Annotated in this window: 12 protein-coding genes; 8 read left to right on the top strand and 4 right to left on the bottom strand. The window is 72.8% G+C overall.

The features are described 5' to 3' along the window. Nucleotides 1–78 precede the first annotated feature (78 nt). A complete protein-coding gene (locus ACGFNU_RS20750; protein ID WP_392595805.1) occupies nucleotides 79–858 on the bottom strand; it encodes an ABC transporter permease in 780 nt (259 codons plus the stop codon). 26 nt (nucleotides 859–884) lie between these two features. Beyond that, on the bottom strand, nucleotides 885–1,835 hold the full coding sequence (locus tag ACGFNU_RS20745; protein ID WP_392595803.1) for an ATP-binding cassette domain-containing protein: 951 nt from the start codon (nucleotides 1,833–1,835) through the stop codon (nucleotides 885–887). 97 nt (nucleotides 1,836–1,932) lie between these two features. On the opposite strand from ACGFNU_RS20745, the gene ACGFNU_RS20740 reads away from it, so the two are divergent. The 3 genes from ACGFNU_RS20740 to ACGFNU_RS20730 are packed head-to-tail and all read left to right on the top strand — an operon-like array spanning nucleotide 1,933 to nucleotide 5,096. Continuing rightward, entirely contained in the window at nucleotides 1,933–2,664 is a 732-nt protein-coding gene (locus ACGFNU_RS20740; RefSeq protein ID WP_392595801.1) for a TetR/AcrR family transcriptional regulator, read from the top strand. A 51-nt stretch (nucleotides 2,665–2,715) separates the two neighbouring features. Next, nucleotides 2,716–4,089, top strand: coding sequence for a hypothetical protein (locus ACGFNU_RS20735; RefSeq protein ID WP_392595799.1), 1,374 nt, complete (start codon nucleotides 2,716–2,718; stop codon nucleotides 4,087–4,089). Then, the gene (locus tag ACGFNU_RS20730; protein WP_392595797.1) at nucleotides 4,086–5,096 is read left to right on the top strand and encodes an ARPP-1 family domain-containing protein; all 1,011 of its coding nucleotides are present in this window, start codon (nucleotides 4,086–4,088) and stop codon (nucleotides 5,094–5,096) included. The genes ACGFNU_RS20735 and ACGFNU_RS20730 overlap by 4 nt, the downstream gene beginning before the upstream one ends. Nucleotides 5,097–5,273: 177 nt before the next feature. On the opposite strand, the gene ACGFNU_RS20725 is transcribed toward ACGFNU_RS20730, so the two are convergent. Continuing rightward, nucleotides 5,274–5,693 (bottom strand): acyl-CoA thioesterase, encoded by a 420-nt coding sequence (locus ACGFNU_RS20725; protein WP_392595795.1) that lies wholly within the window; start codon nucleotides 5,691–5,693, stop codon nucleotides 5,274–5,276. Nucleotides 5,694–5,824: 131 nt separating this feature from the next. Between ACGFNU_RS20725 and ACGFNU_RS20720 the strand changes: the two genes are divergently transcribed. The 5 genes from ACGFNU_RS20720 to ACGFNU_RS20700 all read left to right on the top strand — a co-directional run bounded on the left by ACGFNU_RS20720 (nucleotide 5,825) and on the right by ACGFNU_RS20700 (nucleotide 12,276). Continuing rightward, complete coding sequence (locus tag ACGFNU_RS20720) at nucleotides 5,825–6,985, top strand: AI-2E family transporter (protein WP_392595794.1); 1,161 nt, start codon at nucleotides 5,825–5,827, stop codon at nucleotides 6,983–6,985. Between the two features lie 100 nt (nucleotides 6,986–7,085). Continuing rightward, on the top strand, nucleotides 7,086–8,954 hold the full coding sequence (locus tag ACGFNU_RS20715) for a glycoside hydrolase family 3 protein (RefSeq protein WP_392595792.1): 1,869 nt from the start codon (nucleotides 7,086–7,088) through the stop codon (nucleotides 8,952–8,954). A 45-nt stretch (nucleotides 8,955–8,999) separates the two neighbouring features. Then, on the top strand, nucleotides 9,000–10,181 hold the full coding sequence (locus ACGFNU_RS20710; protein ID WP_392595790.1) for an LLM class flavin-dependent oxidoreductase: 1,182 nt from the start codon (nucleotides 9,000–9,002) through the stop codon (nucleotides 10,179–10,181). Nucleotides 10,182–10,224: 43 nt separating this feature from the next. After that, nucleotides 10,225–10,932 (top strand): phosphatase PAP2 family protein, encoded by a 708-nt coding sequence (locus tag ACGFNU_RS20705; RefSeq protein WP_392595789.1) that lies wholly within the window; start codon nucleotides 10,225–10,227, stop codon nucleotides 10,930–10,932. A gap of 54 nt (nucleotides 10,933–10,986) precedes the next feature. Continuing rightward, entirely contained in the window at nucleotides 10,987–12,276 is a 1,290-nt protein-coding gene (locus tag ACGFNU_RS20700; protein WP_392595787.1) for a cytochrome P450, read from the top strand. Nucleotides 12,277–12,315: 39 nt separating this feature from the next. Here the strand turns inward: ACGFNU_RS20700 and ACGFNU_RS20695 are convergent, their stop codons facing one another. After that, entirely contained in the window at nucleotides 12,316–13,059 is a 744-nt protein-coding gene (locus ACGFNU_RS20695) for an alpha/beta fold hydrolase (protein ID WP_392595785.1), read from the bottom strand. Nucleotides 13,060–13,094: the final 35 nt, after the last annotated feature.

Raw genomic sequence — 13,094 nt, 5'->3', positions numbered from 1 at the left:
GACGGATCAATTCACCCGCCCGGCCGGTCACCCGCCGACCGGCGCCATGATCGGAGCGGCGCTGTGTCCAGGCTTGGGTCAGGCGTTCTCGCGGCGGAAGCGGCGTGTGCCGAGCGCCAGTGACACCACCAGCAGCGCCACCGTCACCGCGGCGCCCTCGGCCACCGCCGCGCTCGCGTAGTCGCCCCGGAACGCCGCGCGCACCGCCTCCACCACGTACCGGAACGGCGTGAAGTGCGACACCACGTCCAGCCAGCCCGGCGCCATGCTCATCGGCAGCAGCATCCCCGACAGCAGCATCAGCGGCAGCGTCACCGCCGACAGCAGCGGCGCGAACGCGTCCTCCGACCGCGTCATCAGCGCCAGGACGTACGACAGCGAGGCGATGGCGACCGCGAGCAGCACCACCAGCACCAGCCCCGCCGCCAGCCCGGCCGCCGGGGCGCGCAGGCCCATCGCCAGCCCGGCCGCCACCAGCATCACCGCCTGCACGGTCAGCACGAGCGTGTCGCGCAGCACCCGGCCCAGCAGCAGCGCCACCCGGCTCGCCGGGGTGACGCGCAGCCGCTCGATCACGCCCGACCTCAGATCGGCGATCAGGCCGAAGCCCACGAACCCCGCCCCGAACAGCGCCAGCTGGACGAGGACGCCGGGCACGAACACCTGCCAGGCGTCGGCGCCGCCGAACGCGCCGGTCAGCCGCGTCAGCAGCGGGCCGAACAGCACCAGGTACAGCAGCGGCTGCACGGCGCCGAAGACGATCGCCACCTTGCTGCGCAGCGTCTGCCGCAGGTGACGGCGGAAGATCAGGCCGGTGTCGCGCGCGGTCCGCGTGACCGGCGTCCAGGAGGAAGACATCGGGGAGGCTCCTTGTCAGGGGGTTCTCAGGCGGCGTCGCGCAGCGAGCGGCCGGTGACGGTGAGGAAGACGTCGTCGAGCGTCGGGCGGGCCAGGTGCAGCGACACCAGGTCGACACCGGCCACGTCCAGGGCGCGGACCAGCCCCATCAGCGCCTGGTCGCCGTTCTCCACGGTCAGCCGCACGGTGCCGCCGGTGACCGTCGCCTCCCGCACGGCGGGATGGCCGGACAGCGCGGTGCGGGCGCGGGCGGCGCCGCCGGGGCCGTCGGCGAGGTCGAGGGTGACCACGTCGCCGGACACGCGGCGTTTCAGCTCGGTGGGCGTGCCCTCGGCGACGATCCGGCCGTGGTCGATGATGAGGATCCGGTCGCACAGCGCGTCGGCCTCGTCGAGGTAGTGCGTGGTGAGGAAGACCGTGGTGCCGTCCTCGCCGCGCATCCGCCGGATGTGCTCCCACAGGTTGCCGCGGCTCTGCGGGTCCAGCCCGGTCGTCGGCTCGTCCAGGAACACCAGCGGTGGCCGGTGCACCAGCCCCAGCGCGATGTCCAGGCGCCTGCGCTGGCCGCCCGACAGCGCCCCGGCGGGCCGCTCCAGCATCCCCTCCAGGTCCAGGCGCGCGCACAGCTCGGCGATGCGCCCGCCCCGGTCGGGCACCCCGTACAGGCGGGCCTGCAAATCCAGCTCCTCGCCCGCCGGGACGGACGGATCAGTGCCGCCGCCCTGCGCGACATGGCCGATACGGCGCCGCACACCCGCCGGATCCCCGCGCAGATCGTGGCCGGCGACCGTGGCGCTGCCCGCCGTCGGCGCCAGCAGCGTGGTGAGCATCCGCAGCATGGTCGTCTTGCCCGCGCCGTTGGGGCCCAGGAACCCGACGATCTCACCCGGCCCCACCCGCAGATCGACACCGCGCACCGCCTCGACCGTGCCGTGCTTGCCGGTGAACGTGCGGGCCAGCCCGCTCGCCTCGATCACACTCGCCTCCCATGAACGTCGATGACGTCGCTACAGTAACCACAAAATTTAAGTCACACCAAATTTTCACTCACACCATGTTGGATAGACTTCCGGCATGGGTGAAGTCGAGGAGTCCCGCCAGGAGGCGAGGCCGGCCGCACCGCAGGCCGCCGAACCCGAGCTCGGGCTCCGCGAGCGCAAGAAACGCGAGACCCGGCGGCGGATCTCCGACATCGCCACCGGCCTGTTCATGATGCGCGGGTTCGACAACGTCACCGTCGCCGACGTCGCCCGCCACGCCGACGTGTCGGTCAACACGGTCTTCAACTACTTCAAGACCAAGGAGGACCTGTTCTTCGACCGGCAGGGCGAGGTGACCGACCAGGCCGCGCGGGCCCTGCGCGAACGCGGGCCGGGCGAGACGGCCGTCGCGGTGTTCCGCCGCGAGTTCCTCGACGGCCTGGACCGGAACAGCTACCAGACCGGGTTCCACGAGGGCGCCGAGCACTGGGCCAGGACCGTCCGCGCCAGCCCCGCGCTCACCGCCCGCGCGCGCGAGATCGGCCTGGAGGCGCAGGCCGTGGTCGCCGAGCAGCTGGCCGAGGAGACCGGCGCCGACCCCGACGACGTCACGCCCCGCGTCGCCGCCGCCATGATCTTCGCCGCGCACTGGGAACTGATCGACGACATCCAGCGGCGCAAGCTCGCCGGGCAGAGCCTGGCCGAGATGCGCGACGCCGTCTACGCCAACGCCCACCGCGTGTTCGACCTGCTCGAACAGGGTCTCGGCGACTACGCCGCCCGCCCGCAGGCCGGCGCGCCCGCGGGCCCCTCGAACGAAAAATAGGTGTCGGGGCACTCCCGGTGATTCTTAAACTCCATGATTGCGGAGGCACTCATGGACACCCCCACACTCCTGGCCCACCTCGAGACCCATACCGGCCCGCTCGCCCTTCCCCGGGGCGGCACGCTGTGCTGGGACGACGCGGACTTCCACCGCGCCGCCTACACCGACGACCCCGAGGGCTACGCCCTGCTCGGGCTCGCGCCCGGCGTCCTGCCCTGGCAGCGCGCGCGGGTGCTCCTGCAGCTGCTGGCCGCCTCCCAGGCGGGCCTGGACGACACCACCCGCGGCACGCTCGCCCGCGTCGCGCGCGTCCTCACCCTCGCGCTGCCGCCCGCCGCCGTGATCACCGTCCTGCTCGGGCTGCGGCGGCTGCGCGCCAACCACAAGCACACCACCCGCGCCGCGCTGCGGTTCGTCCTGGAGCACCCCGAGGCCGACGTCCTCATCGCGGCGCGCCGCCCCGCCCTGCTCGACTGCTTCGAGCACGCGCTCGGCAAGGCCACCGCGCGTGGCTGCGCCCGCCGCATCGGCGACGGCGACACCGGCTCGGACTATCTCCAGCGGCGGCTGCTGCGGTTCCTCACCGCTCCGCAGGCGGCGATGCCGCGCGTGCGGGCGCTGTACGGGGCGGGGGAGCACGGGACGAACGGCGGGAACGGCGGGACCGAGGTGAACGGCGGGAACGGCGTGGTGCTGCCGTACGAGCCGGTCCTCGCCCTCGACCCCGTCCGCGAGCGCGCCCCCGTCGTCACCGCCACCAACCGCGGTGACATCGCCGCCACGCTCGTGCACCTGTACCGCGGCGCCGGCGGGCCCGCCGGCGACCTGCGCACCGCGCTCGGCCGGTACGTGGCCGCCGCCACCGACGCGCTGCCGCGCTTCGACGGCACCGTCGCGGTCGTGCTCGACACCTCGGCGTCCATGCGCGGCTACGGCGACCGCGAATGGGCCGTGCTGTCCCAGGCCGCGGCGCTGCGGATGGTGCTGTCGCACGTCTGCGCCCGGCTGGAGGTCGTCGAGGTCGGCGGCGGCGAACACGACCCCGCCGGCGCCACCGACCTCGCCACCGGCGTGCTGGACGCGCTCACCGCCGCACCCGACCTGGTCGCGGTGATCTCCGACGGCTACGAGAACCTGTTCCCCGGCGACCTGGCCCGGGTCGTGGCGACGCTGCCGCGCGCCGGCGTCACCGTCCCGGTGGTGTTCTGCCACGCGCAGTTCACCGGCGCCGACGACCTCACGCTGCGCCGTCCCGCGCCCGCGCTGCCCCAGCGCGGCTTCTGGCACCAGGACGACTTCACCGAGCTGCTGCCCTGGATGTTCGGCCACTGCGCGGCGGGCGAACCCTGGCTGCGCGCCGCGATGCGCGCCCGGCTCGACACCCTGGACCGGCAGGCGGCACAGATGGGAGGAGTCGCCGCATGACCACCACCCACGACAACACCGGCAACACCGGCGCTCCCGGATCGCTCGCGCCGTTCGTGCCGGGCCCGCTCGACCTGGCCCGGCACCGGCTCGGCGCCCCGCAGCGGGCCGGCGCGCTCACGATGATCCCGATCACCGGGCCCGCCCACCCCGGCATCGTGCCGCCCCGCTCGGGCCTGAAGCTGACCCAGGTCGCCGGATACGGGCGGGTCGAGCTGCGCAACGGCTCGGCCGACGGCGTCGCGATCGTCCCCCTGCACATCGGCTACATCCAGGACGCCGCGCAGAACCACGCGCTGTGCCGCTCGGCGTTCCTGGCCCCCGGCGCCGCCATGATGTTCGACGACGCGTGCTGCGTGCAGGAGAGCCAGGGCGGCTACCTCACCGGACGCGACCAGTGGTTCTTCGTGCTGCCCGTCGAGCTGCGCGCCCGCGCGCTGGAGCTGCGCGGCGTCCACGGCTACGGCAAGCTCTGGAACGACATCGGCGACCTCAACGCCCGCTACGGCCTGCCGCGCCGCGGCCACCTGGAGCAGGTGCTGTCGCGCAAGCGCGCCGTCCTCACCCAGTTCCAGAGCCGCCTGGAGCTCCAGCCCGGCCAGCTCGGCGCGCTGTTCTTCATCGGCGGCCGGTTCGCCGGCCTGGAACTGGCGCCCGACCCGGTGTACTTCGCCGAGATGTGGATGGCGCTGGTGTGCTTCGCCTACGGCGCCGCCGCCTGGCACGCCGAGCCGCCGCCCGCCGACGCCGCCCCCGCCCCCGCCCCGTACGAGGCGAGCGACCTGGCGTCGCTGCGCGCCGAACTGGCCCGCGACCGCGCCGCCCGCACCGCCGAGATCGCCGGCTGGGCGGCCGCCGTCCCCGCCGCGGACGCCCGCCTGACCGAGGAGGAACGCTACCTCGGCCTGCGGCTGTCGACCGTGACGGGCGCCGAGCTGGCCGGGCAGGTCGTCACCGACGGCGACCGGCCCGTCTACGCCTCCCTGTTCGCCCGGGCAATCGCATAAACCGGTTGCCCGGGCGGCCCGGGAGCACTTGAATCGTCATGCGGGAACTGAGCCGGGCACGCCGGGCGAAACCCTGATTCCACATTTGGGATTCGTCTTCGAAACGAACATCCGTCCGACGAGGCGCCGGCCGCCCGTCCCGCACCGCACCCCCGCCGCGTCACCCCGCCGCAGTGATCACTCTGCCGCGTCCACCAGATAGGGCTCCAGCGCCATCCGCACGTCCGGCGGGATCTCCCTCTTGCGCTTGGTCGGCGGGTCGATGAACACGTGCCGGATCTCCCCGTCGGCCATCAGCCGGTCGCCCACCCGGAACTCCGGCCGCACGATCATGCTGGTGGTGCCGAGCTTGACCAGCGGCATCCGCACGTCCAGCAGGTCGTCGAACCGCGCGCCGTCGCGGTACCGGATCCGCGCCTCCGCCACCACCAGGTCGTAGCCCTGCTCGAGCACGTCGACATGGGAGCCGAGCGCCGCCCGCCACCACTCGGTGAGCGCCACGTCGTACAGGAACAGGTACTGGCCGTTGAACACCACGCCCTGCTGGTCGCACTCGCTGTAACGCACCCGCAGCCGATGCGTGAAGATCTCTCCCATGGCAGGCATCCTCGCCCGCCGCCGCCGCACCGCGCATCCCCCGTACGGCCGAGACGAAGGCTCGGCAAAGAACGCCTCAGCCGCGAGCACGCCGCGGGCCGCGGGCGGACGCCCGCGGTTAGCGTGCCGGCATGGCGCAGCCCGACGACCTCCCCACCCCCGATCCGGCGCGGGCGATGCCGCCGTGGCTGCCCAGGGCGTTCGTGGTGGCGGCCACGACCGTGCTGCTGTTCGCCGGCGGCCTGTGGCTGCTCGCCCGGCTCAAGGGGCTGCTGCTCCTGCTGCTGATGTCGCTGTTCCTGGCGTTCGCGATCGAGCCCGCGGTCAACTGGCTCGCCGCCCGCGGCTGGCGGCGCGGCCTGGCCACCGGCGCGATGTTCCTGCTCATCGCCGCGGTGGCGGCGGTCTTCTTCGGCGTGCTCGGCTCGCTGGTCCTGGCCCAGGCCACCACCCTGGTGAACGGCTTCCCCGGGTACGTCGACCAGCTCATCTCCTGGATCAACGGGACGTTCGGCACCCGGCTGTCGCAGGACACCCTGCTCACCAAGCTGCCCACCATGACCGAGGAGGTGTCCAAGCACCTGTCGGGCCTTGCGGGCAACGTGTGGGGGATCGGCGCCACCGCGCTCGGCGTGGTGTTCCAGGGCCTGGGAATGCTGCTGTTCACCTTCTACCTGTCGGCGCAGGGCCCCCAGTTCCGCCGCACCGTGTGCTCGGTGCTGCCGCCGCGCCGCCAGCGGCAGGTGCTGTGGGCCTGGGAGATCGCCGTCGCCAAGACCGGCGGCTACATCTACTCCCGGGCCCTGCTCGCGCTGTTCTCCGGCGTCGCGCACTACGCCGTGCTGTGGCTGCTGGGCGTTCCCTACGCGCTCACCCTGGCGTTGTGGGTCGGCGTGGTGTCGCAGTTCATCCCCACTGTCGGCACCTACCTCGCCGGCGCCGCGCCGATCCTGGTCGCGCTCGGCAAGAGCCCCTCGACCGCGCTGTGGGTGCTGCTGTTCATCCTGGCCTACCAGCAGTTCGAGAACTACGTGCTCCAGCCGCGCATCACCGCCCGCACCCTGGACATGCACCCCGCCGTCGCGTTCGGCCTGGTGCTGGCGGGCACCGCCGTCGTCGGGCCCGTCGGCGCCCTGCTCGCGCTGCCCGCCGGCGCCAGCCTCCAGGCGTTCCTCGGCGCCTACGTCCGCCGGTACGAGGTCGAGGAACATCCGCTCACCACCCTCGACCCGCCGCAGGTCAGCGATGAGGCAGACCAGGAAGGAGACGGGGAAGGGGACGCGGGCGGTTGACGCGCGGCGCACCGGTGCCTAGGTTGCGAACAGGAAAGCGATCTTGGTCGTGGACCTTCGCCGTACGGGGGCGGCACCGGAGCGAGCGCAGGGAGCCGACATGCCCACCGGACTGGCCCGTCCCCGTCGTACCGTCGTCGCCGCCGTCGCGGCGATCACCGTGGCGGCCATGACGCCGATCCCCGCCCAGGCGGACGCCGGCGACCGGCACGGCGACCGCGGCAAGGACCGGCAGCTGCTGCGGCTCATCAGGTCGATGACGCTGGAGGAGAAGGCGGCGCAGCTGTTCGTGCTGCAGGTGTACGGCAAGAGCGCCGACACCACCGACGCCGCCGACGTCGCCCGCAACCGCAAGCTGTACGGACTGGACAACGCCGCGCAGCTCATCGCCAAGTACAGCCCCGGCGGCATCATCTACTACTCCGCCGACCCGCCCAACGTCACCGACCCGCAGCAGCTCGCCGCGTTCTCCAACGGCATCCAGCGCGCCGCGACCGCGACCCGCACCAGGATCCCCGCCACGATCGCCACCGACCAGGAGGGCGGCATCGTCGCCCGCGTCCAGCCGCCCGCCACCCAGTCACCGGGCGGCATGGCGCTGGCCGCCGGGCGCCGCACCGGCGACGCCCGCGCCCTGGCCCGCATCACCGGCCGGGAACTGCGCGCCATCGGCGTCAACCAGGACTACGCGCCCGACGCCGACGTCAACGTCAACCCCGCCAACCCCGTCATCGGCGTCCGCTCGTTCGGCTCCGACCCGTCCCTGGTGGCGAAGATGGTCGCCGCGCAGGTCGACGGGTACCGCGAGGGCGGCGTCACCGGCACCGTCAAGCACTTCCCCGGCCACGGCGACACCACCACCGACAGCCACATCGGCGTCCCGCGCGTCGACCACACCCGCGAGCAGTGGGAACGCGTCGACCTGCCGCCGTTCAAGGCCGCGATCGCGCGCGGCGCCGACTCCATCATGACCGCGCACATCATCTACCCGGCCCTGGACCCCTCCGAGGACCCCTCCACCCTCTCCAAGCCCATCATCACCGGGCTGCTGCGCGGCAAGCTCGGCTACAAGGGCGTCATCGTCACCGACGCCCTCGACATGCAGGGCGTGCGCACCAAGTACGGCGACGACCGCGTGCCGGTGCTGGCGCTCAAGGCCGGCGTGGACGTGCTGCTCAAGCCGCCCTCGTTCGACGCAAGCGGAAACGGCCTGTTCCGGACGCAGCTCGACGCCGTCGTCAACGCCGTCCGCGGCGGCGAGCTCACCGAACGCCGCATCGAGGAGTCGGTGTACCGCGTCCTCGCGCTGAAGAAGAAGCGCGGGCTGTTCCGCGACCCCTACGCCGACGAGTCCAAGGTCGGCCAGATCGTCGGCAAGCCCGCCAGCCTCGCCACCGCCCAGCGCGCCACCGACCGCACCACCACCCTGGTCAAGAACGACGCGCGGCTGCTGCCGCTGAAGCCCGGCGCCCGCAAGGTCCTGGTCGCCGGATGGGGCGCCACCACGACCCGCACCATCGCCGACGAGTTCACCAAACGCGGCGCCACCACCGCCGTCCAGGAGAGCGGCGTCAGCCCGACACCCGACCGCATCCAGCAGACCGTCGCAGCCGCGAAGGACCAGGACCTCATCGTCGCCGTCACCAACCGCGCCTGGGACGTCAAAGAGCCGCTGCCCGGCGAACCCCACAACGGCCCCGGGCAGATGAACCTGGTGAACGCCCTCATCGCCACCGGCAAGCCCGTCGTCGTGATCGCCGCCCGCGACCCCTACGACATCGCCTACTTCCCCCAGGCGCAGACCTACCTCGCGACCTACTCCTACACCGCCGAGGCGCTGCGGTCGGTCACCAAGGTGCTCTTCGGCGAGCTGGCCCCGGCAGGGAAGCTGCCCGTCACCATTCCCGTCCGCGACAACCCGGGGCAGGCGCTCTACCCGTTCGGCCACGGTCTGACCTACCGGCGCTGACATCGAGCGCCGACATCGACCGCTGAAAATCGACAAGGGGTCCCGATGAGCACACCCGCACCCGGCCCGCGGCGGTTCGGAATCTTCCTCGCCCCGTTCCACCCCGCCGGCCAGAACCCCACCCTGGCCTTGGAACGCGACCTCGACCTGATCGCCCACCTGGACGCGCTCGGCTTCGACGAGGCGTGGATCGGCGAGCACCACTCGGCCGGATTCGAGATCATCGCCTCGCCGGAGGTGTTCATCGCCGCCGCCGCCGAACGCACCCGGCACATCCGCCTGGGCACCGGCGTCTCCTCGCTGCCCTACCACCACCCGCTGATGCTCGCCGACCGCATGGTGCTGCTCTCGCACCTCACCCGCGGCCGCGTCATGCTGGGCGCCGGCCCCGGCGCGCTGCCGTCCGACGCCCACATGATGGGCATCGAGGTCGCCCGCCAGCGCGACATGATGGAGGAGTCGCTGGAGGCGATCCTGGCGCTGCTGCGCGGCGACGAGCCGGTCACCCGCAAGACCGACTGGTTCGAGCTGCGCGACGCGCGGCTGCAGCTGCGCCCCTACCGCGACGAGCTGGAGGTCGCGGTCGCCGCGATGGTGTCCCCGTCCGGGCCGCGCGCCGCCGGGCGGTTCGGCTGCGGCCTGCTGTCGCTGGGCGCCACCCAGACCGCCGGCTTCGACGCGCTCGGCTACCACTGGGGGATCTTGGAGGAGCGCGCCGCCGCGTTCGGCACCGCCGTCGACCGCTCGGCGTGGCGGCTCGTCGGCCCCATGCACCTGGCCGACACCCGCGAGCAGGCCGCCCGCGACGTCGAGTTCGGCCTCGCCGACTGGATCGCCTACTTCCAGAAGGTGGCCGCGCTGCCGATCGCCCCCGACGAGGCCGACCCCGGCGCGCTCGTCGAGGCGATCAACGCCACCGGGTTCGGCGTCATCGGCACCCCCGACGACGCCATCGTCCAGATCGAACGGCTCGCGGCGCAGTCGGGCGGCTTCGGCACCTACCTGCTGATGGGGCACGAGTGGGCCGACACCGCGCAGACGCGCCGCTCCTACGAGCTGTTCGCGCGGTACGTCGCCCCGCGCTTCCAGGACTCGGCGGCGGGCCTGACCGCCAGCCGCGACTGGGCCGCCGAGAACCGGCCGGAGTTCATCGGCGCCACCACCGACGCCATCATGGCCAAGGTCCAGCAGCAGGCGGAGGAGTCCGGCGGCACGGCCTCGGAGTGAGCATCGGAGTGAGCATCGCCCCTGATAAGGCAAGATCGAAGGCATGCAGGTGCCTCGATCGGGGGGCGGGCGCCTTCCCACCCGTCCGCGTCCGCACGCGCTGCGGGCCCGTGTGCGGCGGCCGTACGCGCTGCCGCTGGTCGCCGCCGCCGTCATGGTGGCGACCACGCTCGACGTGCTCGCCGGCGGCCTGCTGCGGCGGTTCGACCACTGGACGTTCGCCGGCGGGCTGCCGCCGCGTACCGGGGCCTGGCACTTCTTCTGGCGGACCGTCGTCAACGGCGGCCAGTACTGGATCGTGGCCACCGTCGCGGCACTGGCGACCCTGTGGACCGCGTGGCGGCACCGCGACCGGGGCCTGCGCGGCGTCCTGGGCTTCCTGGCGCGGGCCGGGCTCTGGCTTGCGGGCACCGAGCTGACGATCCGCGGCGCGCAGCTCGCGTTCGCGCGCACCCCGCCGCGCACCGGCGCCGACCTGCTGTTCGAGGACGGCTACCTGTCCTATCCGTCCGGGCACGCCGCCAACGCCGCCGCCTGCTGGATCTTCATCCTCGCCGTGCTCGGCGCGAGCCGGCGCCGGACCATCGCCGGCCACGTCCTGATCGCCGGCGTCGCGGTCGCCGTCGTCACCCTCGGCTACCACTGGCCCACCGACGCCATCGCGGGCTGGTCCCTCGGAGCGGTCCTGGGCCGCCTCGGCGCCGCGCTGGTGGCGAGGTGGCCTGGATCACAAGACGATCCACCCCATTGACTGTAACCAAGCACTTACCCAACTATGGGGTGATTCCACGGAAGGGGCGCGGCGGTGGCGATCCAGGTGCCGGGCGGGCAGGTCGGCGACGTCAACCTCAGCGATCTGCGCTTCTGGCAGCGGCCACCGGCCGAGCGGGCCGCCGCGTTCGCCGCGCTGCGCGAGCGGGACGCGCCCCGCTTCTTCCCCGACCCGGCGATCCCGTTCACCAAGCGCGGCCCGGGCTACTGGGCGCTGGTGCGGCACGCCGACGTGGCCGAGGCCAGCCGCAGCCCGCAGATCTTCAGCAGCGAGCCGAACGCCACCAGCGTCGTCGACTCGCCGAAGTGGCTCGACAAGTACGTCAACTCCATGATCAACATGGACGATCCGCGGCACGCCAAGATCCGCCGGATCGTGTCGCGCGCGTTCAGCCCCAAGATGCTCGCCAAGACCGAGGACGACATCCAGCGCCGCGCCGCCCGGATCGTCGACGAGCTCATCGCGTCCGGGCCCGGCGACTTCGTCGCCAAGGTCGCGGTGCGGCTGCCCGTCGAGGTCATCTGCGACATGCTCGGCATCCCCGAGCGCTACTACCCGCGCGTCATCCACCTGACCAACATCGTGCTGGGCAACTCCGACGCCGAGTTCACCGGCATCACCCCCGACATGGGCCGGTTCCGCACCGGCAAGGGCCTGGCCAAGGTCGCCCTCGCCAGCCGCGAACTGCACGTGATCGCCGCCAAGCTCGGCAAGGAACGCATCGCCGCCCCGACCGGCGACCTCACCTCGGCACTGGTGAACGCCAACATCGACGGCGAGAAGCTCACCGCGCAGGAGTTCGGCACGTTCTTCCTGCTGCTGGTCGTCGCGGGCAACGAGACCACCCGTACCGCCATCGCGCACGGCCTCACGCTCTTCAGCGACAACCCCGCCCAGCGCGACCTGCTCCTGGCCGACTTCGACGGCCGCATAGCCGGCGCCGTCGAGGAGATCGTCCGCCTCTCCACGCCCGTCATCCAGTTCCGCCGCAACCTCACCCGCGACCACGAGATGAACGGGCACGCCTTCCGCGAGGGCGACAAGGTCGTCCTCTTCTACAACTCGGCCAACCGGGACGCGGCGGTGTTCGACGACCCCGACGCGTTCGACATCACCCGCAGCCCGAACCCGCACGTCGGCTTCGGCGGCCCCGGCCCGCACTTCTGCCTCGGCGCCAACCTCGCCCGCCGCGAGATCACCGTCATGTTCCGGGAGCTGTTCACCCGCCTGCCCGACCTGCGCGCCGCCGGCGAGCCCGACCGCCTGGTCTCGAGCTTCATCAACGGAATCAAGCGGCTGCCCTGCACGTTCACCGCCCCCTGACCCTGCCGGGCCAGAGGGCGGCGGCGTGACCGGCAGAGGTCAGCGGGCGATCTCGTCGAGAAGCGCGGCCAGCTCCACCGGCTTGGAGAACATCGGCCAGTGGCCGGTCGGCAGCTCGCGGTAGGTCCACTCGGGCCCGGCCATCAGGCCGAAGACCGGGTTGCCGCCCGCCGCCATCTGCTCCACCACCGCCAGCGGGATCGTGCTGAAGATCGCCGTCTTGGGCGTGTCAGGCAGCGTCTCCGGCCGGACCAGCGGCTGGGTCGCCGCGCCGAACGGCTCGGGCGTGCCGCGCTCGGCGAACGTGGCCAGATGCTCGGTGGTCAAGCCGGCCAGCGTCACCGGGTCGGCCTCGGGGTCCAGCGGCGGCAGCGGCAGCCGCCAGCCGTCACCCTCGATCTCCACCTGCTTGCGCGTGGCCGCCTGCTCCTCGGGGTCGGTGAAGTCGATCTGCGCCATCCCCGACGGCATCGGCCCGGTGTCGACGTAGACGATCCGCGTGAGCCGCTCGGGAACGCGGTCGGCCGCGCCCGTCGCCGGCATGTTGGCGCCGCTGTGCGCCACCAGGATCACCTCGCGCAGGTCGTTGTCCTCGATCACGCCGATGATGTCGGCGATGTGGGTGTCGACGTTCACCTCGGGCGTCGCCTCCGCCGCCCGCTCGGCCAGGCCGGTGAGCGTCACCGCGTGCACCTCGTGCCCCGCCGCGCGCAGCCCCGCGGCCACCTCGTCCCACGCCCACGCGCCGAGCCAGAAACCGGGGACCAGTACGAACGTCGCCATCTCGGTGCCTTCTCTCTCTCGATCCGTTGCCACTA

It is taken from the genome of Spirillospora sp. NPDC048911 (assembly GCF_043198015.1).
Lineage (GTDB): Bacteria > Actinomycetota > Actinomycetes > Streptosporangiales > Streptosporangiaceae > Spirillospora.
This window is presented reverse-complemented; position numbering and strand designations above follow the sequence as displayed.

Excerpts from the sequence above, each read along its gene's own strand:
- ACGFNU_RS20730 (WP_392595797.1), top strand. The coding sequence starts at position 4,086 with ATGACCACCACCCACGACAACACCGGCAACACCGGCGCTCCCGGATCG.
- ACGFNU_RS20725 (WP_392595795.1), bottom strand. The coding sequence starts at position 5,693 with ATGGGAGAGATCTTCACGCATCGGCTGCGGGTGCGTTACAGCGAGTGC.
- ACGFNU_RS20695 (WP_392595785.1), bottom strand. The coding sequence starts at position 13,059 with ATGGCGACGTTCGTACTGGTCCCCGGTTTCTGGCTCGGCGCGTGGGCG.
- ACGFNU_RS20705 (WP_392595789.1), top strand. The coding sequence starts at position 10,225 with ATGCAGGTGCCTCGATCGGGGGGCGGGCGCCTTCCCACCCGTCCGCGT.
- ACGFNU_RS20720 (WP_392595794.1), top strand. The coding sequence starts at position 5,825 with ATGGCGCAGCCCGACGACCTCCCCACCCCCGATCCGGCGCGGGCGATG.
- ACGFNU_RS20735 (WP_392595799.1), top strand. The coding sequence starts at position 2,716 with ATGGACACCCCCACACTCCTGGCCCACCTCGAGACCCATACCGGCCCG.
- ACGFNU_RS20750 (WP_392595805.1), bottom strand. The coding sequence starts at position 858 with ATGTCTTCCTCCTGGACGCCGGTCACGCGGACCGCGCGCGACACCGGC.
- ACGFNU_RS20740 (WP_392595801.1), top strand. The coding sequence starts at position 1,933 with ATGGGTGAAGTCGAGGAGTCCCGCCAGGAGGCGAGGCCGGCCGCACCG.
- ACGFNU_RS20715 (WP_392595792.1), top strand. The coding sequence starts at position 7,086 with ATGCCCACCGGACTGGCCCGTCCCCGTCGTACCGTCGTCGCCGCCGTC.
- ACGFNU_RS20710 (WP_392595790.1), top strand. The coding sequence starts at position 9,000 with ATGAGCACACCCGCACCCGGCCCGCGGCGGTTCGGAATCTTCCTCGCC.